This is a genomic window from Hydrogenophaga sp. (assembly GCF_036675665.1).
Classification (GTDB): Bacteria; Pseudomonadota; Gammaproteobacteria; order Burkholderiales; family Burkholderiaceae_C; genus Hydrogenophaga.
Genome location: NZ_JAKFEO010000015.1, coordinates 153,064 through 171,721 on the forward strand (window position 1 = coordinate 153,064; position 18,658 = coordinate 171,721).

An 18,658-nucleotide genomic window follows, 5' to 3' on the forward strand; every position below is an offset into this window, starting at 1 on the left:
ATGGACCGGTTTTTTTTGCCCATAAGTATGATGACCATCATGTCAAATGCCTTCCCGCCCCAGTCCGCTGAGGTCGTCCCTTGCACTTTTTGGAAAAAGGAAAAGCCATGAAAGCCTTCGTCTTGGATCGCTACGGGAAGAAAGAACAACTGCGGGCCGCCGATGTGCCGGAACCGGATGTGCGTGAAGACGAGGTCTTGATCCAGGTGCATGCGACAGCGGTGAACGTGCTGGATGCCAAGCTTCGAAACGGGGAATTCAAGCTCATCCTGCCGTACCGTCCACCCTTCGTCCTGGGGCACGACGTGGCCGGCGTGGTGATTCGTGTCGGACCGCGCGTGCGCCAGTTCAAGGTGGGCGACGAGGTTTACGCCAAGGCCGATGACTTCCGCATCGGTACGTTCGCTGAATTGATTGCCGTCAAGGAAGACTCTGTGGCGATCAAGCCCAGGAACATCACCATGGAAGAAGCCGCATCCATCCCTCTGGTGGGCTTGACGGCATGGCAGGCGCTGGTTGAAAGAGCAAAGCTCAAAAAGGGGCAGAAGGTGTTCATTCAGGCGGGCTCGGGTGGCGTGGGCACGTTTGCCATCCAGTTGGCCAAGCACCTGGGTGCGACGGTGGCCACCACCACCAGCGCTGGCAACGCCGCCCTGGTCAAGAGCCTGGGTGCGGATGTGATCGTCGACTACAAGAAGGACGCTTTTGAAGAACGCCTGAGCGGCTACGACGTGGTGCTGAACAGCCAGGACGGCAAGACCCTGGCGAAGTCCCTGGGCGTGCTCAAACCCGGGGGCAGCCTCATCTCCATCTCGGGGCCACCCGATCCCCGGTTTGCCGAAGACATCAAGGCCCCATGGTTGGTTAGGCAGGTCACGCGCGCCATCAGCTTCGGCGCCCGGAGGCAAGCCCGGCGCCTGCAGGTTGGCTACTCATTCCTGTTCATGAAGGCCAGCGGAAACCAGTTGCGGCAGATCACGCCGCTGATCGAGTCTGGCGCCATACGCCCGGTGGTCGACAAGGTCTTCCCGTTCGAATCCACCAACGATGCCCTGGCCTACGTCGAAAGCGGCCGTTCGAGAGGCAAGGTGGTCATCAAGGTCCGATGAGCCCTTTTAACGCACTGCCATCGCACGCCCTTAAATATGACGTTCGTCATATTCCGTTTCATTCAACTTTTTGGAGCCTCCCATGAACATTGAAAATTCCGTTGTCCTCGTCACCGGCGCCAACCGTGGTATTGGCCTCGCGTTTGCGCGTGCCCTGCTCGCACGCGGTGCCCGCAAGGTCTATGCCGCCGCACGCGATCCCGCCACCGTGACCTTGCCAGGTGTCCAGGCCTTGCAGCTCGACGTCACCAAGGCCGATGAGGTCGCTGCCGCGGTACGGCAGGCCGCCGATGTGAACCTGGTGATCAACAACGCGGGGATTGCCCAACCCGGTGGCTTCCTTGCGCAGGACAGTGACGCGCTGGCACGCCGCATTTTCGAGACCAACTTCTTCGGCGTTCTGAACGTGAGCAAGGCCTTTGCGCCTGTGCTCAATGCCAACGGCGGTGGCGCACTGCTCAACGTTTTGTCTGTGGCGTCGTGGGTCAACGGCGGCGAGTTGGCCGCCTATTCGGCGAGCAAGTCGGCGGCGTGGTCGTTGACCAACGCACTGCGCCACGAACTGGCGGGACAGAAGACCCAGGTGCTGGGCCTGCACATGGCGTATGTCGATACCGATCTCACACGGGGTTTCGAGGTTCAGAAAAGCAGCGCCGAGGAGATCGTGCAGCGCGCGCTGGACGGGCTGGAGGCGGGCGCCGAAGAGGTGTTGGCCGACGTGCTCACCCAACAGGTCCGGCAGGGCCTGACGGCTCCGCGCCCGGTCTATCTACCCCAAGGCCATTGAGCCCAGACCATCCGACCCACTCCAACACCGACCCACCCCGATAGAAAGACAACCATGCTCTTCGCCACACTCACTGAACCCTCTTTGCAGCTCCGCAACCGAATCGTCATGGCGCCCATGACGCGAAGCCGGGCGGTGGAAGGAAACACGCCCAACGCCCTGATGGCCGAGTACTACGGCCAACGCGCAACGGCCGGTCTGATCATCACCGAGGGCACCTCGCCGTCGCCCAACGGATTGGGCTACGCCCGCATCCCTGGTCTGTTCAACGATGCGCACGTGCGGGGGTGGAAGCAGGTGACGGAGGCCGTGCACGCCCGAGGCGGCAAGATCTTTGTCCAACTGATGCACACCGGGCGCGTGGCCCATGCGGCCAACTTGCCCGCCGGTGCCGAAGTGCTTGCGCCGACGGCCGATGTCTGCCCCGGCCAGATGCACACCGACACACAGGGCAAGCAGTCGCACAGCGCTCCGCGCGCCATGACCGCAGACGACATGGCCCACGCCGTCGCGGAATACGCCAGGTCGGCGCAACTGGCCATTGAAGCCGGGTTCGATGGTGTCGAGCTGCACGCCGCGAACGGCTATCTGATCGAGCAGTTTCTGAACGCCAATGTGAACCGCCGCACCGATGCGTACGGGATCAGCATCGAAGGGCGCAACCGCTTCGCACTGGAAGTGGTTCGCGCCACGGTCGCCGCCATCGGAGCCGATCGGGTGGGGATCAGGCTGTCGCCCTACGGCGTGTTCAACGGCACAGGTGGGTACCCCGACGTCGATGCGCAGTACCTGGCCCTCACCGAAGAACTGGCGCAGCTGGGCATTCTGTATGTGCACCTGCTGGACCACTCGGCCATGGGCGCGCCGCCCGTGCCCGCGGAGTTGAAGTTTCGCCTTCGCGTGGCGTTCCATGGCGTGTTCATTCTGGCCGGTGGCTTTGACCGGACCACTGCGGAAATTGCGCTCAATGCGGGTCACGCGAATCTCATTGCCTTTGCCCGCCCGTTCATCGCCAACCCCGATCTGGTGGAGCGCATGCAAGTCAAAGCCGCGTTGAACCCCGTGGACATGGCGACGTTCTACACGCCCGGCTCCAAGGGCTACACCGACTACCCAACCCTTGCCGCCTGACAGGAGACCCACCATGAAACATCTTTTCCAAACGGCAGTGCTGGGTCTTTCCCTGTCAACGACCCTCCAAACGTCAACCGTGCTTGCGGCAGAGCCTGTCGTCATGGGGGCGACCCCCAACCAGCTCTCGGTCGGGCAAAAAGCCGAGGTCACCTGGAAGAACGTCCCCACCCAAACCATCACGGCTGGCGGCGTGGACTTCGCGTACCGGGAACTGGGCAAGCACAACGGCGGAACGCCCGTGGTGTTCCTGGTTCATCTGGCCGCGGTGCTGGACAACTGGGACCCGCGGATCATGGACGGCATCGCGGCCAGGCACCACGTGATCGCCTTCGACAACCGCGGCATCGGGGCATCCAGTGGCTCACCGTCGAACTCCATGGAGCACATGGCCGACGATGCCATCACCTTCATTCAGGCCATGGGCTTCACGCAGGTGGACCTCCTGGGGTTCTCGTTGGGCGGCATGGTGGCCCAGGAAATCGTTCTGAAGGAGCCACAACTCGTGCGCAAGATGGTGCTCGCGGGCACCGGCCCCGCTGGAGGCGAAGGCATCAGCACAGTGGGTGCGGTCACGTTCTACGACATGCTCCGGGGCTTATTCACGGGCCAGGATGCGAAGCAGTTCCTGTTCTTCACGCGAACGCCCAGTGGCATCGATGCCGGAAAGGCCTTCCTGGAGCGCTTGAAGGAACGCACCGAGGACCGTGACAAGGAAATCTCCGTGAGCGCATTCATTGCCCAGCTTCAGGCGCTGCGCTTGTGGGGTCTGAAAGCACCGGCCGATCTGTCCGTGGTCAAACAGCCTGTGCTGGTGGTCAACGGTGACGATGACCGCATGGTCCCGACGGTCAACTCGCACGACCTGGCACGCCGGCTGCCGAACAGCCAACTGATCATCTATCCCGATGCCGGACACGGCGGTGCATTCCAGTTTCATGCCGACTTCGTGCGCAGCACGCTCGACTTTCTGGCCCACTGACTCGATATCTGGATTTCCGGGCGGGGTGGCCGAGAAGCCGCTTTACGCCCTTCTAGGCGAATGGCCGTTTGCGGCCTACCCGCGACCGTTCAGACTCCGGGTTCAAATGACCGAGACCAGTCTGGAGCACGCATGTGCAAACGCAGACCTGAGGTCTCAGCGATTGCTGACGGTGGTATCGCCTCCTGAGTTCGGTGTGCAGATCCGCCCGTGTTGCCCGTTTGAGGCGGCCACCCACTGGCCTAACTCTTCACGCTGGTCCGAGTACCCACATACCCCAGAACAAGAAAGTCAAGGAAACGGCCAAGGTCAGCAAGGTGGGAGCCAGCAACCAACGCAGGCAACAGAATTGGCGTTTCATGGAAAGTCGTTCATTCGAAGCCGTCAAAGTTCGCAAACTCCCGCACCGCTCGGCGCGGCATGGCGATGTGGTTCACAGCCGCGTCGTGCTGCGGGTAGCCCAGGGACATGCCGCACACCGTGAGTTCGTGCTCGCCCAACGCCAGGTGCCGCGCGATGACCGGGTGGAAACGCGCAAACGACACCTGCGGACAGGTGCCAAGGCCCCGCGCGGTGGCCGCGATCATCACGTTCTGCACCAGCAGCCCCAGGTCCAGCCAGCTGTGTGGCGCCAGGCGCTGGTCGATGGTGAAGATCAGGCCGACCGGCGCGCCGAAGAAGTCGAAATTCCTGGCGGTCTGTCGTGCACGACCCGCCATGTCGGCCACATCAATGCCCAGCGACTGGTAGTACCGCGCACCAAAGTCCTGCTGACGCTGCGCGTACTCCGCAGGCAGCGGGTCGGGAAAATGCAGAGACGGCGGCAGCGTGCCTTCGTGAAAGGCGGCTAGCAGCGCCGCGCTGAGGGTCGCCTTGGGTGCGGCCGCGACGGCGTGGATCTGCCAGGGTTGCGTGTTGGAGTTGCTTGGGGCGCTGGCGGCCACCTCCAGGATTTCCGCCAGTAGTTCGCGTGGAACAGGGTCGGTCCTGTAGGCGCGCAGGCTGCGGCGCGAGCGCAGCACGCTGTCCACTACGCGCGTGATGTCGGCGGTTTCGTGTTCGGACATGATCAAACCTCCACCGCCGATTCGGCCGGCGGTTGATGGTAGGCGATGCGTCCGGCGGGCAGGTAGAACAAGGCGATCACGGCGCCCCCACGGGCTTCCGGGTAGTGGTGGCTGCCGGGGCCCGGCGCCGTCCAGCCCGCTTCGCACCAACCGTTGGGGCCGGCCAGCGCAGCGCCTGGGTTGAGCGGGATCACCATGTTCAGCTCGCCGTAGGGATGCGCGTGGTATTGACCCCGAAAGCTGTTCTCCGGGTTGCCTTGTTCATTGCCGGTGCTGTCCATGTACACCGCCGTGATGCTGAACCAGTGTGTTTGCGCCGAGGGCTCGGCGATGCGGCTGCGGCGGTAGTGGGGCCCACCGATCTCGATGTTGGCGGCCCAGCCATCGCGCACGCCGGCCTTCACCAGGCGCGCGAGGGTCTCGTATACCTCGCTGCCCGGCCCGCAGCGCTCGTTCAGCCAACGCTCCACGTCGGTGCCCGCGGTCATGTCCTTGACCTCGTCCAGAAACCGGGCGCTGCGCAGGATCAGCGCTTCTCGCTCGTCGTTCTGCATGTTCATTCCTCCGACCGGAAGCCGGAGGCTTTCACCACCGGCCCCCACTTGTCACGCTCTTGCTGGATGTGGCGCTCGTACGCCTTGGGCGTGAGCGTGAGCAACTCGAGGCCGACCTCCTCGAAGCCCGCGATCAGGGCCGCGTCCTGGGTCGCGGCCAGCACCGAAGCGTGCACCGAGTTGACCACCGCGTCGGGCGTTCCCGGTGGCGCGAAGATGCCGTAGGTCTCGATGCCGTTGATGGCCGGATAGCCTTGTTCGGCAAAGGTCGCCACCCCGGGCATGAAGCGCGATCGCTTGTCACCACTCACCGCCAGGATGCGCAGCTTGCCGCTCTGCAGGTAGGGCAGGAAATCGGCCACGAAGCCCAGGTAAGCGGGTATCTGGGCGCCCAGCAGATCGTTCATGGCCGGCGCCGAACCACGGTAACCCACGTGCTGCAGCTTCAGATGGGCCGCCTCGGAGAGCTGAAAGCCCAGGAAGTGCGCCATGGAGCCCGCCGCGGGCGATGCGTACATGGCGTGGTTGGGCGAGAGCTGCACCCACTTCACGTAGTCGGCGAGCGTCTTGACGGACGCCGGCACGGCCGTGCTGACCGCCAGCGCACACGTGGCGGAAACCACCGGCGTGATCGGCACGAAGTCCGTCACCGCGTCGTACATGAGCTTGGTGTAGACATGGGGGTAGATGCTGAGCGCCGAGGTGTGCGTGCACAGCAGCGCTGTGCCATCGGCGCGCTCGCGCTTGAGCATGGCGTTGGCGATGCGACCTGCCGCGCCGGCACGGTTGTCGACGATGGTCGTGCTGCCCTGCTTGCGCCAGGCCTCGGCCACGCGGCGCGCCGTCTGGTCCAGCGTGCCCCCGGCGGGGTAGCCCACCAGGATCTTGCGGTTGCTTGCAGAAGCCTGAGCGACCGCGGCCAGCGGCCAGGCCACGGAGACCAGGGTAGCCAGGCTGGCGGCGCCAAAGTGCCGGCGTGAGAGGTTTTTCATCAGGGGCTCCGTGTGTTTGCGTGGTGGGAATGCAATGAATGATCGGCACACTTCAACTTGAACGGAAGCGCAGGTTTTGCAAGAGCAGAATGCATGCCATGCAACATGTCAGGAACCTGCAATGAGCATCGGACGCATCGACCTGAACCTGATCAAGGTGTTTGACGCGGTCTTCGAAGACCGCAACCTGCTGCGTGCGGGCAAACGCCTGAACCTCAGCCAATCGGCGGTGAGCCACGCGCTCACGCGTCTGCGCGAGGTGGTGGGCGACGAGTTGTTTGTTCGCACGGCCAAGGGCATGGTGCCCACCGCACGCGCCATCGCCATGGCCGATGACCTGCGCAGTTCACTGCGCAGGATCGAAGCGACGCTGGGCGTCGAGCCGTTCGACCCCCGCCAGTCGACGCGCCGTTTCGCCATCGCCGCCAACGACCACCTGACGGTGGTGTTGGTGGCCGAACTGAGCCGCCTGATGGCGGTGGAGGCCCCCCACATCGATCTCGTGATCCGGCCCTCCACACGGATCGACCTGGCCGAGCAGATCGACGTGGGCCGGATCGATCTGGCCCTGGGCATCTTTGCCCAGGTGCCGTCGCGCCTGAGCGCGCGCACGCTGATGACCCAAGGCGAACTCATCGTCATGCGCAAGGGCCATCCGGCCACGCGCCGCAAGCTGGCGCTGCACGATCTGGCGCGTTACCCGCTGGTGACGGTGTCGGTGGGTGGGCAGGAAGAGGGGGCGGTGGGCGGCTTCATCCTGGAGCGCGGCCTGGCGCGCCAGGCCGAGATGTTCGACCGCCACGCGCTGGAGGAAGCCCTGGCGGGCATCGGCGCCACACCGCGCTACCGCACGACGGTGCCGCACTCGCTGGCCATTCCCGCCTTGCTGCGCGGCTCCGACATGCTGTCCATCATGCCGTCGTCATTGGCGCGCAGCCTGGCCGTGGGTGGCGACCTGCTCATGCGCGAGCCGCCCTACCCATCGGTGCTGTCCACGTTTCGCGGGGTCTGGCACAGCCGCAACGACCACGACCCCGCCCATGTGTGGCTGCGGGAATGCGTGGCGAGCGCGGCGCAGCAGGTGGCTTAGGGTCCGCCAAATGCCACGCCTGCGAGGGCACGGCCACTGACGCCTGCAGCCGGGATGCCGGTCCTCATTTCTGTTCGCCCGAGGCAGCGCCCATGATGACGTTGGCCACCGCCTGTGGTTGGGACAGGAAGACCGCGTGGCTTCCGTCGATCTCCGTCACACGGGCCTTGGCGCGGGCATACATGAACCGCTGCAGGTCGGGGTTGATCATCCGGTCCTGCTTCGAGACGATGCCGTGGCTGGGCTTGACTTTCCAAGCGGGTGCGGTGAACGGTGTTCCCCAGGCTTTTCCGTTGATCGGCATCTGGGAGATCGCCATGAAGCTGGCCAATGGAGCCGGCAAGTCGGCGGCGAAATCCGCGGGGAACTGCGCCGCGTTGACGAACAGGTAGCCGTCTGCGGTCGGTGCGATGCTGTGGGCGGCGGGTGGCCGGGTGCTCGAGAGTTTGCCCAGGATCTCACCATCGTCCGGAGCGAAGCCGGCGACATACACCAGGCTGGCCACCTTAGGGTGGTTGCCAGCGGCGGTGATGATTGCGCCGCCATAGCTGTGGCCAACCAGAACGGCAAGACCGGATTGCAGATCGAGGATGCGGGTGGTGGCGGCAACGTCCTCAGCCACGGAAGTCATGGGCTGCTGAACGATGCTGACGGTGTACCCGTCCTTACGCAGGATGTCGGCGACCGGCTTCCACCCGGATCCATCGGCGAAGGCTCCGTGAACAAGGACTACATGGCGCACGGGTCCGGTAGCGGGGGAAGCGGTGGCGATGCCGACGGTGGCTGCAAGTGTGGCCGCGGCGATGAGATGAAGAGGCGAGAGAGTGTTCATTCGGGTTCCTGAGGGCTAGCGTTGGTGGAGCTCGCATGATGGTCAATGGTCGGCTTTGGCAGAAGCGATGGTTCTGCAGAAGAAGAATGCACGCCGTTCAACAAGCCGAATGTGCAATGTCAGTCATGAGCCATCGATCTACTCAATGAATTGATCTGCCAGCCAAACCGCGGCGTGACCGCTAAAGTCGGACCGATCACCCACCCGTGCCCGTGCACCCTCTTCTTTCCCCACCCTTCGCCCCATGAAAACACGTCTTCAAATCGCCGCCTTCCTGGCCACCCTGTCGGTCATCTCTTCTGTTCATGCCCAAACGACGCCTGCCCTCCCTGCCAACAAAGTCCTCCCATCAGGCGTCGCTTTGAAATGGACCACGGCCGGAACGGGTGAAAAGCCCTTGGCCACCGATACCGTGCAGGTGCACTACCGCGGCACATTGACCGACGGCAAAGAGTTCGACAGCTCATTCAAACGCGGCGAGCCCGCCACCTTCCCGCTCAACCGCGTCGTGCCTTGCTGGACACAAGCTTTGCAGGAAATGAAAGTGGGCGACACGGCTGACATAACCTGCCCACCCGCCACGGCCTACGGCGAGCGGGGCATTCCCGGCGTGATCCCGGGCAACAGCGTTCTGACGTTCCAGGTGCAACTGCTGTCCGTGAAGAGGAAGTAACCGGCTTCGCTCCAGCCTGCCTACGATCCATCGACCCGTTGCCGCAACAAGGCCTGGCCAGCCTGGATGCGCACACCGTTCTCGATGCCCGGCACCGGGTCCAGGCCGGGCGGTGTGAGCACGATGATGGTGGAGCCGTGTTCGAACCAGCCCATCTCCTCGCCCTTGGTCATGCTGGCGGCGCAGGGGATCACGTTGGGGCCGGGCCAGCGCAGGTGCAGCAGGATGTTGAGCCAGTGAAGGCGAATGCTCGCCACCAGCACCGCGGCCACCGGCACCAGGATCAGCGGGGCATCGCCCAGAGCGGGCAAGCGGCATTCGATGACGGCGCGCTCGTTCTTGCAGAACAGGCGCTCGACGCGCTTGAGCGCGATGGGGTTGACGTTCCAGGTGTCGCCGCTGATGTACGTCACCCGGTCCACCGCCAGCGCATGCGGGGCATGGAAGCGGTGGTACATGGCCGAGGTGAGGCGCAAGGTGGTGTAGCGCCCTCCCTGCATGCGCTGCGCCATGTCTTCGGAGCGCAGCAACTCGCGCAACGGGTAGGGGAAGCCCTTGGCCTGCAGCACGTCGGTGCCATCGATCGGCCCGCAGGCGCCCACGATGGCGTCGCTGGGGCTGCACACCACGGCCGGGTCGGGATCAAAGGGGCGCAAGCCGGGTTTGAGTTCCCGCGTGAAGCAGTCGCGCAGGCTCTGGAAGCTTTGCTGCTTCGCCTCGCTCAGGTCGAGATCGGTGAACAGCCGCCACACCCCGATGGAGAGCCGCGTGAGCACAGGGCTCTGGATGCGGCTGAACCAGCCCATGAAACGGGTGGCCGCCACACGCGGTATGCGGTTGGTGAACAGGAAGTTGAGATCTTCGTTGAGAAGGAATTTTTCGCGCCAGGCGTTTTTGTTCATGGTTCTGTCAAAGCAATGTTCTACAAATGTCACACCTTCACTTTTCAGGTGTGTGTCAGATGTCCACCGCATGGGTTCTTTCAGCCAGCGCACTGGCAGCGTCCTTTCCTTTCGTTCACCAGCGCATCCAGTTGTCGCGGGCAAAGCACCGCTCGCTGGCGGGGCATTCGCTCATGGCCAAGCGCCTGGCGCGCTGGTTGCCCGGCTACAGCTATGCCGAAGACCGCTTCTTCGCGGCCGACGGTGCGCCGCCCGGCGTGGCGGCCCAGCGCAAGGCGGCCTTCTATCGGCTCTCGGCCCAGCTGAACGCCAAGGCTCCGCAGGGGCTGGCACTCACGGCACAGCTGCGCAGTGGACTGCCGGACCTGCAGTTCACCGGCCGGTACCGCGTGCCGTTCCAGTTCAGCGAACTGGTGCGCCAACACCTGGCGCTGCCCGCGTTCTGGGCGCAGGCCGAAGGCGTTGGCCTGACCGACATCGACGGCAACCACTGTTTCGACCTGACCGGCTCCTACGGCGTCAACGTCTTCGGTGTCGACTTCTACAAGGCCACCATGGCCGAAGGCGCCGAACTGGGCGCCGCACTGGGGCCGGTGCTGGGCGGCTACCACCCCTGCGTGGCCGACAACGTGGAGCGGCTGAAAGCCATCTCGGGGCTGGACGCTGTGTCGTTCCACATGTCCGGCACCGAAGCGGTGATGCAGGCGGTGCGGCTGGCGCGTTTTCACACCGGTCGCAAGAAGCTGGTGCGCTTTTGCGGCGCGTACCACGGCTGGTGGGACGACGTGCAGCCCGGGCCCGGCAACCCGATGCCGCCGGGCCACACCTACACACTGAAAGACATGGACGAACGCAGCCTGAACGTGCTGCGGACCCGAAAGGACATTGCCTGCGTGCTGGTCAACCCGCTGCAGGCATTGCATCCGAACCGCAACGCACCGGGCGACTCGACGGTGATGACCGCACGCCAGAGCGATCCCGCCGATCAAAAGGCCTACGCGCAGTGGCTGGCGCGTTTGCGCGAGGTCTGCACCGCGCGTGGCATCGCGCTGATCTTTGACGAGGTCTTCGTGGGATTCCGGCTGGCGCGCGGCGGAGCCCAGGAACACTACGGCGTGCAGGCCGATCTGGTCACCTACGGCAAGACGCTCGGTGGTGGTCTGCCGGTGGGGGTGGTGTGTGGCAAGGCCGCCTGGATGCAGCGGTTTCGCCCCGAGCGCCCGGCCGACATCTGCTTTGCCCGCGGCACCTTCAATGCGCACCCCTACGTCATGGGAGCGATGAACGCTTTCCTGCGGCGGCTGGAGACGCCTGAAGTCCAAGCCATTTACGACGGCCTGGACGAGCGCTGGCAGAACCATCTGACCCGTTTCAACCACGCGCTGCAGCAGGCCGATGTGCCGGTTCGGGTGGCCGGGCTCTCCAGCATCTGGACCGTCAACTTCACGGCACCCTCGCGCTACCACTGGATGCTGCAGTTCTACCTGCGCGAGCAGGGGCTGGCGCTGAGCTGGGTGGGCACCGGCCGCATGGTCTTCAGCCTGAACTACAGCGAGCAGGACATGGCTGAAGTGCTTCGGCGCCTGGTGCTGGCCTGCCAGCGCATGACCGAGGACGGCTGGTGGGCCAACCCCACCGGCGCGACGGCCCGGGATCTGCAGCGGCAGGTGGTCAAGGAAATGTGGCGCGCCCGCTGGAGCGCACGCGCCTGAAAAATTCAGCTCGCCCGCGGTCCCGGCTCCATCCACTCGCCGCGCAACAACTGCAGCGGCGCGCGGTGGTACAGCTTGATGTCGTGGAATGGGTCGGTCACGATCTTGCTGGCCCACACCAATCCCGTGCGCAGGTCCTTCAACACCCACAGCTGCATGACACGGAATGCCAGACCACCAACACCCACCCAGAGCCACATCCAGCCGACGTTGTGCGCGAGGCCCAGCCAGTCGGTGTGGGGCTCCATCAGGCCGAACAGGTCGGGCTGTGCCACCAGCAGCAGCGGCGAGGCTGCCCAGATCAGCATCAGCACCACCTTGCGCTGCAGGTTGTAGCCCACCTTGACGGCCTCCTTGTACGCATGCGTGGCCTGGTTGATCTCGTCGTAACCCTTGGGTTCGAAGAAAAAGTGGCCCGCCTGGCGGCTCACCATGGACACCAGCCAGGCCACCAGGGCGGCCAGCGCCGGATCGGTGAACAACAAGGCGTAGGCCACCAGGAAGCTCACTGCGCTGAGCAGGTGCAGGCTCTGGTTGATGCGGCTGTGGTGGTAGTAGCGGTGGTCGTCCCAGCGCTGTGTCTCGAGCTCTTTGAAAAACGTGTTCATTCAATTCCTCTTGTTCAGTCACGGACGGGCCCGATCACAATGAGCGGTCCTGCATCGGATGCTCAGGCGGCAACATGAAACGGCCGTGACATCAACCGAGACATGGCAATGACACGACAGGCTGTTGTGCAGCGGACCACCTGTCACACAACTGTTATCGCAAGCGATGAACATCGTCCCCATGAACACATCCGACGTCTGCGATGCCCTGCTGGTCGAACACCTGCCCGTGCCGCGACCCAGCCTGCGGGTTGCCGTGGTCACCGAGACGTATCCGCCCGAGGTCAATGGTGTGGCCGTCACATTGCAGCAGCTGGTGCAGCGGCTGCAGGCCGGCAACCACCAGATCCAGCTGATCCGGCCACGCCAGCCCCTGACCGACAAGGATCGCGACACCACCTCGGACGAACTGCTGGTTCGGGGACTGGAGATTCCCCGGTATCCGCAGCTTCGCCTGGGCATGCCGATCAAGCGCGCACTGCTCGCGCAATGGACCCGGCAACGGCCCGACCTGGTGCACGTGGCCACGGAAGGCCCGCTGGGCTGGTCGGCCGTGCAGGCCGCCCGCAAGCTGCGGCTGCCGCTGAGCACCGACTTCCGCACCAACTTCCATGCCTACAGCCAGCACTACGGCATCGGCTGGCTTCGCAAGCCGATCGCGGCCTACCTTCGCAAATTCCACAACCTGGCCGATTGCACGATGGTGCCGTCGAGCGACCTGCTGCAAGACCTGTCGGCCCAAGGCTTCGAACGGCTGATGGTGGTGGCGCGCGGCGTGGATGCCGCGCGGTTCTCGCCGGTGCACCGCAGCGAAGACCTGCGTGCGCAATGGGGTGTGACGCCCGATCAGCCGGTGCTGCTGTCGGTGGGCCGGCTCGCCCGCGAAAAGAACCTCGATCTGCTGGCGCGCAGCTGGAACGCGATGCGTGCCGTGCGGCCCGATCTCAAGTTGGTGGTGGTGGGCGACGGGCCCTCGCGCAATGCCCTGGCACAAGCCTGCCCCGATGCATTGATGGTGGGCGCGCAGAGTGGCGACGGGCTGGCTCGCCACTACGCCAGCGCCGACCTGTTCGTCTTCCCCAGCGTGACCGAGACCTACGGCAATGTCACGCCCGAGGCGCTGGCCAGCGGCCTGGCGGTGCTGGCTTTCGACTACGCCGCCGCGGCCGAGCTGATCCGGCATGGCGACAACGGCTTGCTGGCGCCCCGAGGCGATGAGGCGGCGTTTCTTCGGAACGCGGTTGAACTGATGAGCAACCCCGGGCTTGTCCGGCAACTGCGCGAGCGCGGCCGCGCCACCACGCTCACGCAGGACTGGGAGCAGATCGTGCGCCAGGTCGAGGGCGTCTGGCACCACCTGGTGGCCGCGCGCCTCATCGGCGCGCGCGCCTGATCAAGCGGGCTGCGGCAGTTCCCGCGCCGGGTGGGCAGCCTGGTGATGGCCGCGCCGCCCGATGCCCTGGTAGACGAAGCCGAGTGAATCCATCAACGCCGGGTCGTAGAGGTTGCGGCCATCGAAGATGACACGGCCGCGCATGGACCGCGCCATGGCATCGAAGTCGGGGTTGTGGAAACACTTCCACTCCGTCAACACCAGCAGGGCGTCCACGTCGGCCACCGCTTCGAGTGGGGAATCGACGAATGTCAGACCCTCCACTTCGCTCACCGGTCGCCCCAGATCGGCACTGAGCGCGCGCTGTGCCTCGCTCAAGGCCACCGGGTCGTGCACCCGAACCTCGGCACCCCGGCTCAGCAGCTCGGGGATCACGATGCGGCTGGGCGCGTCGCGCATGTCGTCGGTGTTGGGCTTGAAGGCCAGGCCCCACACACCCAGGCGCAGCCCGCGCAGATCGGCGCCGAAGTGCGCGCAGACCCGCTCCACCAGCACCTGCTTCTGCTCGTGGTTCACCGACTCGGTGGCCTCGACCACGCGCATGCGCAAACCCTGCGCGGCCGCTTCGTGGATCAGCGCGCGGGTGTCCTTGGGAAAGCAGCTGCCCCCATAGCCCGTGCCGGCGTAAAGGAAGCCGTGGCCGATCCTGCTGTCGGATCCGATGCCCCGGCGCACAGAGTCGATGTCGGCGCCCACGGCGTCGGCCAGGTGCGCCATGTCGTTCATGAACGAGATCCGCGTCGCCAGCATGGCGTTGGCGGCGTACTTGGTCAGTTCGGCGCTGGCCACGTCCATCCACAGGCTGCGCTCGTGGTGGCGGTTGAACGGCGCATAGAGCCGGGTCATCAGGCGCCGGGCCGCTTCGCCGGCGTCTCCCGGGGGCAGGCCGATGACGATGCGGTCCGGGCGCATGAAGTCGTCCAATGCGGCACCCTCCTTGAGGAACTCCGGGTTGGACACGACCGCGAAGTCCAGCGCAGCCAGCCCCCTGTCCGCCAGCGCGCTGCGCAGGACCTGCTCCACACGCCCTCCGGTGCCCACCGGGACGGTCGACTTGTTGACCACCACCTTGAAGTCGGTCATGTGCTGGCCGATCTGCGCAGCCACGGCCAGCACGTGCTGCAGGTCCGCCGATCCGTCTTCCTGCGGGGGCGTTCCCACCGCGATGAAGATCACCTCGGCATGCCGCACCGCAGCAGCGATGGACGTGGTGAAGCGCAGGCGGTCGGCATGGCGGTTGCGCTGCAACAGGTCTTCGAGACCGGGCTCGAAGATCGGCACACCGCCGGCTTGCAGCACCGCGACGCGCCCGTGGTCGCGGTCCACACAGATGACGTCGTTGCCCAGCTCGGCCAGGCAGGTCGCGGTGACCAGCCCCACATACCCTGCACCCACCACTGCGATCTTCATGGCTGTTCTCCGTTGGTTGGAGAACATGCTGCAAGCCCAAGATGAAACGGCGTTGGCGAAGCGATGACAGAACCGTGAAACGCGGACTGCGCGCTGGCGGCCGAATCGGGTTAACCCTGTGACGCGGGGTTTCGATTAATGCGTACAGTTCTGTATACAAAATGACGTGGTGCCCGCCACCGTCAAAGCCAGCAGGGCGACCAACCGGACGTCCAGACACCATCGGAGGGAACCATGAAGTCAAACACGCTCACGCCCGTGGAACAAGGCAACACCCTCGATCCCGAGAGCAATGCGCTCAATCCAGCAGGCCCCGATGAAAAGACCTGGGGTTCCTTTGCCGTCTTCAACATCTGGGCCAACGACGTGCAGTCGCTGTTTGGCTATTCGCTCGTGGCATCCCTGTTCATCAGCTACGGCGTCGGGGGGTGGACGGCGTTTGCGGGCTTGATCACAGCCGGCCTGTTCGTGATGTGGATGGTCAATCTCTCAGGGGCGCCTGGCGAGAAATACGGCATCCCCTACCCGGTGCTGGCACGAGCCAGCCTGGGCACCGAAGGCGCCAAACTGCCCGCCCTGCTCCGCTCCACGGTGGCCATCTTCTGGTACGGCGTTCAGGTGTACTTTGCATCCACCGCACTGGCGCTGCTGATCCGCGCGGTCACCGGTGCCAGCGGGGGCGAAACCTACCTCGGGCTCACCGGCATCGACTGGATGGCCTTCCTGATCGTCTGGGCCTTGCACATCGTCATCTTCTGGCGCGGCATGAAGTGGGTGGAAACCTTCCTGAATATCGCCGGCCCGTTTGTGTACCTCGTGATGCTCTCGCTGGTCGTCGTGTTGTGGCAGCGCTCCGATGGCCAGTTGCTGTCGGCCGCCGCCTCCATCTTCACCAACCCGGACGCAACCTGGACCTCCGAACTCAAGGGATTCGTGGGCATTGTGGGCACCATGGTCGCGTACTTCGCGGCGGTGATGATCAACTTCAGCGACTTCTCGCGCTACGCCAAAGACAAGAAGGCCATGACCATGGGCAACCTCACGGGTCTGCCATTGAACATGATCCTGTTTTCGGCACTGGCACTGCTGACCACGGCCGGTGCGGCCGTGGTGTATGGCGAACGGATCATCGACCCCACGAAGATCATCGAGCGTGCCGACAGCGTGGTGATGAGCGTGATCGCCGCCATCACCTTCTTCGCTGCCACGGTGGGAATCAACCTGGTGGCCAACTTCATTCCTGCGGTCAACGGCATTGCCAACCTCTCACCCGAAAAGATCAGCTTCCGCAAGGCCGGGATCATCACCTCCGCCTTTGCGCTGGTGATCGGCGGCTTCTGGACCAGCTTCATCAGCAACTTCGGCATCGGCGGCTTCGTCAACACACTGGGCGCGACCCTCGCGCCCCTCTTCGGCATCCTGATCGTGGACTACTACGTGCATCGAAAACAGCAGCTCGACCTGGCCGATCTGTACAACATGCAAGGGGGTCGCTACCACTACACCGACGGCTGGAACCGCGCCGCCGTGAAGGCGTTCGGCATCGCCGCCATCTTCTCGGTGGCCACGGTCTGGGTGCCCTGGTTCGAATTCCTCTCGGGCTACAACTGGGTCATCGGCGCCGTGCTCGGCGGGGTGATTTACAACGCACTGGGCAAACGCCACGTGAAGGTGTGACACCACACCAGCGATGGTGTTGACCCAGCCTGGCTCGGGCACACCATCGCCGATCGCGCATGCAGACGTTCGCCGTGCACCGCGCGGCCGAAGCACAGAGGACTACCTCATCGAGGGGCCAACAGACATGCGGGGGAGCTTTGGCAAAGGGGCGTCCACGCTTGAGGAACCGCTTGGCAGCGGCTGCTGCCGGCTGCGCTTGCGCACCGAACGTGCGGTCTGCACCACATTGCAGCCATTCAGTCGTTGGTCATGAAGGTCTACGGCTTGCAGGCAGCGGTGCCAGGGATAGACTGCTGCAATCGGCCAGGAGCGGTCACTCGAATCGGAGGTGACGTTGAGAAGGCTTCAGGCCGGCGTTTGCCCTCAGGCCTTTTAATCTTCTTAGACAGCTCAACAAGCGAGGGCCTCGCGACGGGACGGCTGGCTGCGGTGGAGAAAGACCGCATAAGTATCCCATGGCAATTCAACTTCCAGAGGGCGAAGGATACGGCCGACTTCGCCGCGATGGTAGCCAGCATGGGTGGCAACATGCAGCAGCATTTCTTCGCAGGACATGCAGCCGGCATCCCCATCAGTGAAGGCAAATACACTCGGCTCGGAAAGCGTCGCCGCATCCGCCTTAGCCACGTAGCCCGTGTACCAGGCGTCCAGTTCTTCCAACGACGCGCGCAGCGCTTCCAAAGATGGTGTGTCTTCCGTGTTGGTATCGGTATACCCGTGCCGCTTGGTTGACAGGTGCGCCCGGAAAATGCTGCCAACGACGAAAATGTGATTGAGCAGGCGCAAGGCTTCCTGGCGCTCGATGGCATGCTTCTGGATGTCGAGTTGACCAATGACATCCAGTAGTTCCCTATTTGCCCAAGCTTGATAGCCGAATAGTGATTTCAGAATCTTCGAGGTGTTGCACATTTGGTCGGCCTTTGAGTCTGGGCGATGGTCATTCAGAAGGAGAATCCATTGTCGAAACGACCGGGCGAAACGTCTACTCGCATCCCAAAACCGCGCAGCCAGATGCGCAAACGGCCTCAGCAAGAGCGCTCGCGTGCGTTGGTTCAAGCCATTGTTGAAGCTGGGGCTCGCATTTTGGGCACGCAAGGTTGGGCCCGATTTACGACCAATGCTGTGGCTGAGGCGGCAGGCGTCAGTGTCGGTTCGCTATATCAGTATTTTCCAAACAAGCAAGCACTGGTCGAGGCAATTCGGGACCGTCACCTTCAGGATTGCCTCAGTGCAGTGCGCGCAAGGCGGGGACTTTTCGCAGAGCAGCCTTTGCGCGATGTTGTTCAATCGCTAGTGGACGGGATGGTTGCTGCCCACGCTGAACACCCCGGCCTTCACCGCGTATTGCTTGAAGAACTTCCCATCGAAGAGGCTGGGCGCGACCCGCATAGCACCTTTGAGAAGAACTATTTGGCCAACTTTGAGGAAATCGCGGAGGCCTGCGGAGCAGGCCCCACAGCACGAATTGTGGGCACCATCGTGTCGGACCTAGTTGACGGCGTGATTCACAACGCAGTGCGACGCGGGACGCTCCAAGACCCTTCGGTATGCGAAGAACTGGTCGACGCGCTAGTGCTCTACCTGACTGCGGCGGGCCGTCGGCCTTTAGAGATTCTGGAGTTGACCCGAGTCCGTGGACACATCATTCTTTGTGTTCAAGGAGTCGCAAATGTCCAAAGTCAGACCCCCGTACCCGGCGGAGTTCCGTCAGCAAATGGTCGAGCTCGTGCGAGCTG

The 18,658-nt window shown here is 64.0% G+C and carries 18 protein-coding genes; 10 read left to right on the top strand and 8 right to left on the bottom strand.

What is annotated here, in order from left to right:
* The first annotated feature begins 107 nt into the window (after positions 1–107).
* From V6M63_RS08770 to V6M63_RS08785, 4 genes are all read left to right on the top strand, one after another.
* Positions 108–1,109, top strand: a complete 1,002-nt coding sequence (locus V6M63_RS08770) for an NADP-dependent oxidoreductase (RefSeq protein ID WP_332741197.1) — start codon at positions 108–110, stop codon at positions 1,107–1,109.
* Between the two features lie 82 nt (positions 1,110–1,191).
* Positions 1,192–1,896 carry an SDR family oxidoreductase gene (locus V6M63_RS08775; protein ID WP_332741198.1) on the top strand — a complete coding sequence of 235 codons (705 nt, stop codon included), beginning with the start codon at positions 1,192–1,194 and terminating at the stop codon, positions 1,894–1,896.
* A gap of 54 nt (positions 1,897–1,950) precedes the next feature.
* Entirely contained in the window at positions 1,951–3,027 is a 1,077-nt protein-coding gene (locus V6M63_RS08780) for an alkene reductase (protein ID WP_332741199.1), read from the top strand.
* Between the two features lie 103 nt (positions 3,028–3,130).
* Positions 3,131–4,009 (top strand): alpha/beta fold hydrolase, encoded by an 879-nt coding sequence (locus V6M63_RS08785; protein ID WP_332741200.1) that lies wholly within the window; start codon positions 3,131–3,133, stop codon positions 4,007–4,009.
* Between the two features lie 371 nt (positions 4,010–4,380).
* Here the strand turns inward: V6M63_RS08785 and V6M63_RS08790 are convergent, their stop codons facing one another.
* From V6M63_RS08790 to V6M63_RS08800, 3 genes are read right to left on the bottom strand one after another with little or no spacing between them, the layout of a single operon-like run.
* Positions 4,381–5,076, bottom strand: coding sequence for a nitroreductase (locus V6M63_RS08790; protein ID WP_332741201.1), 696 nt, complete (start codon positions 5,074–5,076; stop codon positions 4,381–4,383).
* 2 nt (positions 5,077–5,078) lie between these two features.
* Positions 5,079–5,630 carry a DUF4863 family protein gene (locus V6M63_RS08795; protein WP_332741202.1) on the bottom strand — a complete coding sequence of 184 codons (552 nt, stop codon included), beginning with the start codon at positions 5,628–5,630 and terminating at the stop codon, positions 5,079–5,081.
* A 2-nt stretch (positions 5,631–5,632) separates the two neighbouring features.
* Positions 5,633–6,622 carry a tripartite tricarboxylate transporter substrate-binding protein gene (locus V6M63_RS08800; protein WP_332741203.1) on the bottom strand — a complete coding sequence of 330 codons (990 nt, stop codon included), beginning with the start codon at positions 6,620–6,622 and terminating at the stop codon, positions 5,633–5,635.
* A gap of 121 nt (positions 6,623–6,743) precedes the next feature.
* Here V6M63_RS08800 and V6M63_RS08805 point away from each other — a divergent pair, with 121 nt between their 5' ends.
* Positions 6,744–7,712 (top strand): LysR substrate-binding domain-containing protein, encoded by a 969-nt coding sequence (locus V6M63_RS08805; protein ID WP_332741204.1) that lies wholly within the window; start codon positions 6,744–6,746, stop codon positions 7,710–7,712.
* A gap of 64 nt (positions 7,713–7,776) precedes the next feature.
* On the opposite strand, the gene V6M63_RS08810 is transcribed toward V6M63_RS08805, so the two are convergent.
* The gene (locus V6M63_RS08810; protein WP_332741205.1) at positions 7,777–8,544 is read right to left on the bottom strand and encodes an alpha/beta fold hydrolase; all 768 of its coding nucleotides are present in this window, start codon (positions 8,542–8,544) and stop codon (positions 7,777–7,779) included.
* Positions 8,545–8,788: 244 nt separating this feature from the next.
* Between V6M63_RS08810 and V6M63_RS08815 the strand changes: the two genes are divergently transcribed.
* Positions 8,789–9,217 carry an FKBP-type peptidyl-prolyl cis-trans isomerase gene (locus V6M63_RS08815; protein WP_332741206.1) on the top strand — a complete coding sequence of 143 codons (429 nt, stop codon included), beginning with the start codon at positions 8,789–8,791 and terminating at the stop codon, positions 9,215–9,217.
* A 20-nt stretch (positions 9,218–9,237) separates the two neighbouring features.
* Here V6M63_RS08815 and asd read toward each other — a convergent pair whose 3' ends face one another.
* On the bottom strand, positions 9,238–10,119 hold the full coding sequence (asd, locus tag V6M63_RS08820; RefSeq protein WP_332741207.1) for an archaetidylserine decarboxylase: 882 nt from the start codon (positions 10,117–10,119) through the stop codon (positions 9,238–9,240).
* Positions 10,120–10,178: 59 nt separating this feature from the next.
* Here asd and V6M63_RS08825 point away from each other — a divergent pair, with 59 nt between their 5' ends.
* Positions 10,179–11,831, top strand: coding sequence for an aminotransferase class III-fold pyridoxal phosphate-dependent enzyme (locus tag V6M63_RS08825; RefSeq protein WP_332741208.1), 1,653 nt, complete (start codon positions 10,179–10,181; stop codon positions 11,829–11,831).
* A 5-nt stretch (positions 11,832–11,836) separates the two neighbouring features.
* Here the strand turns inward: V6M63_RS08825 and V6M63_RS08830 are convergent, their stop codons facing one another.
* On the bottom strand, positions 11,837–12,439 hold the full coding sequence (locus V6M63_RS08830) for a hypothetical protein (protein ID WP_332741209.1): 603 nt from the start codon (positions 12,437–12,439) through the stop codon (positions 11,837–11,839).
* Positions 12,440–12,620: 181 nt separating this feature from the next.
* Between V6M63_RS08830 and V6M63_RS08835 the strand changes: the two genes are divergently transcribed.
* Positions 12,621–13,832 (top strand): glycosyltransferase family 4 protein, encoded by a 1,212-nt coding sequence (locus tag V6M63_RS08835; protein WP_332741210.1) that lies wholly within the window; start codon positions 12,621–12,623, stop codon positions 13,830–13,832.
* Here the strand turns inward: V6M63_RS08835 and V6M63_RS08840 are convergent, their stop codons facing one another.
* The gene (locus V6M63_RS08840) at positions 13,833–15,242 is read right to left on the bottom strand and encodes a UDP-glucose dehydrogenase family protein (protein WP_332741211.1); all 1,410 of its coding nucleotides are present in this window, start codon (positions 15,240–15,242) and stop codon (positions 13,833–13,835) included.
* Positions 15,243–15,476: 234 nt separating this feature from the next.
* Between V6M63_RS08840 and V6M63_RS08845 the strand changes: the two genes are divergently transcribed.
* Positions 15,477–16,919 (top strand): NCS1 family nucleobase:cation symporter-1, encoded by a 1,443-nt coding sequence (locus V6M63_RS08845; RefSeq protein WP_332741212.1) that lies wholly within the window; start codon positions 15,477–15,479, stop codon positions 16,917–16,919.
* Between the two features lie 393 nt (positions 16,920–17,312).
* Here V6M63_RS08845 and V6M63_RS08850 read toward each other — a convergent pair whose 3' ends face one another.
* Entirely contained in the window at positions 17,313–17,831 is a 519-nt protein-coding gene (locus V6M63_RS08850) for a DinB family protein (protein WP_332741213.1), read from the bottom strand.
* Positions 17,832–17,855: 24 nt separating this feature from the next.
* On the opposite strand from V6M63_RS08850, the gene V6M63_RS08855 reads away from it, so the two are divergent.
* Positions 17,856–18,658: TetR/AcrR family transcriptional regulator (locus V6M63_RS08855; RefSeq protein ID WP_332741214.1), on the top strand; the 803-nt coding region annotated here is incomplete at its 3' end.

Bases quoted from the DNA above. Each gene is read 5' to 3' on its own strand.
- V6M63_RS08770 (WP_332741197.1), top strand. From the start codon at position 108: ATGAAAGCCTTCGTCTTGGATCGCTACGGGAAGAAAGAACAACTGCGG.
- V6M63_RS08775 (WP_332741198.1), top strand. From the start codon at position 1,192: ATGAACATTGAAAATTCCGTTGTCCTCGTCACCGGCGCCAACCGTGGT.
- V6M63_RS08780 (WP_332741199.1), top strand. From the start codon at position 1,951: ATGCTCTTCGCCACACTCACTGAACCCTCTTTGCAGCTCCGCAACCGA.
- V6M63_RS08785 (WP_332741200.1), top strand. From the start codon at position 3,131: ATGGGGGCGACCCCCAACCAGCTCTCGGTCGGGCAAAAAGCCGAGGTC.
- V6M63_RS08790 (WP_332741201.1), bottom strand. From the start codon at position 5,076: ATGTCCGAACACGAAACCGCCGACATCACGCGCGTAGTGGACAGCGTG.
- V6M63_RS08795 (WP_332741202.1), bottom strand. From the start codon at position 5,630: ATGCAGAACGACGAGCGAGAAGCGCTGATCCTGCGCAGCGCCCGGTTT.
- V6M63_RS08800 (WP_332741203.1), bottom strand. From the start codon at position 6,622: ATGAAAAACCTCTCACGCCGGCACTTTGGCGCCGCCAGCCTGGCTACC.
- V6M63_RS08805 (WP_332741204.1), top strand. From the start codon at position 6,744: ATGAGCATCGGACGCATCGACCTGAACCTGATCAAGGTGTTTGACGCG.
- V6M63_RS08810 (WP_332741205.1), bottom strand. From the start codon at position 8,544: ATGAACACTCTCTCGCCTCTTCATCTCATCGCCGCGGCCACACTTGCA.
- V6M63_RS08815 (WP_332741206.1), top strand. From the start codon at position 8,789: ATGAAAACACGTCTTCAAATCGCCGCCTTCCTGGCCACCCTGTCGGTC.
- asd (WP_332741207.1), bottom strand. From the start codon at position 10,119: ATGAACAAAAACGCCTGGCGCGAAAAATTCCTTCTCAACGAAGATCTC.
- V6M63_RS08825 (WP_332741208.1), top strand. From the start codon at position 10,179: ATGTCCACCGCATGGGTTCTTTCAGCCAGCGCACTGGCAGCGTCCTTT.
- V6M63_RS08830 (WP_332741209.1), bottom strand. From the start codon at position 12,439: ATGAACACGTTTTTCAAAGAGCTCGAGACACAGCGCTGGGACGACCAC.
- V6M63_RS08835 (WP_332741210.1), top strand. From the start codon at position 12,621: ATGAACACATCCGACGTCTGCGATGCCCTGCTGGTCGAACACCTGCCC.
- V6M63_RS08840 (WP_332741211.1), bottom strand. From the start codon at position 15,242: ATGAAGATCGCAGTGGTGGGTGCAGGGTATGTGGGGCTGGTCACCGCG.
- V6M63_RS08845 (WP_332741212.1), top strand. From the start codon at position 15,477: ATGAAGTCAAACACGCTCACGCCCGTGGAACAAGGCAACACCCTCGAT.
- V6M63_RS08850 (WP_332741213.1), bottom strand. From the start codon at position 17,831: ATGTGCAACACCTCGAAGATTCTGAAATCACTATTCGGCTATCAAGCT.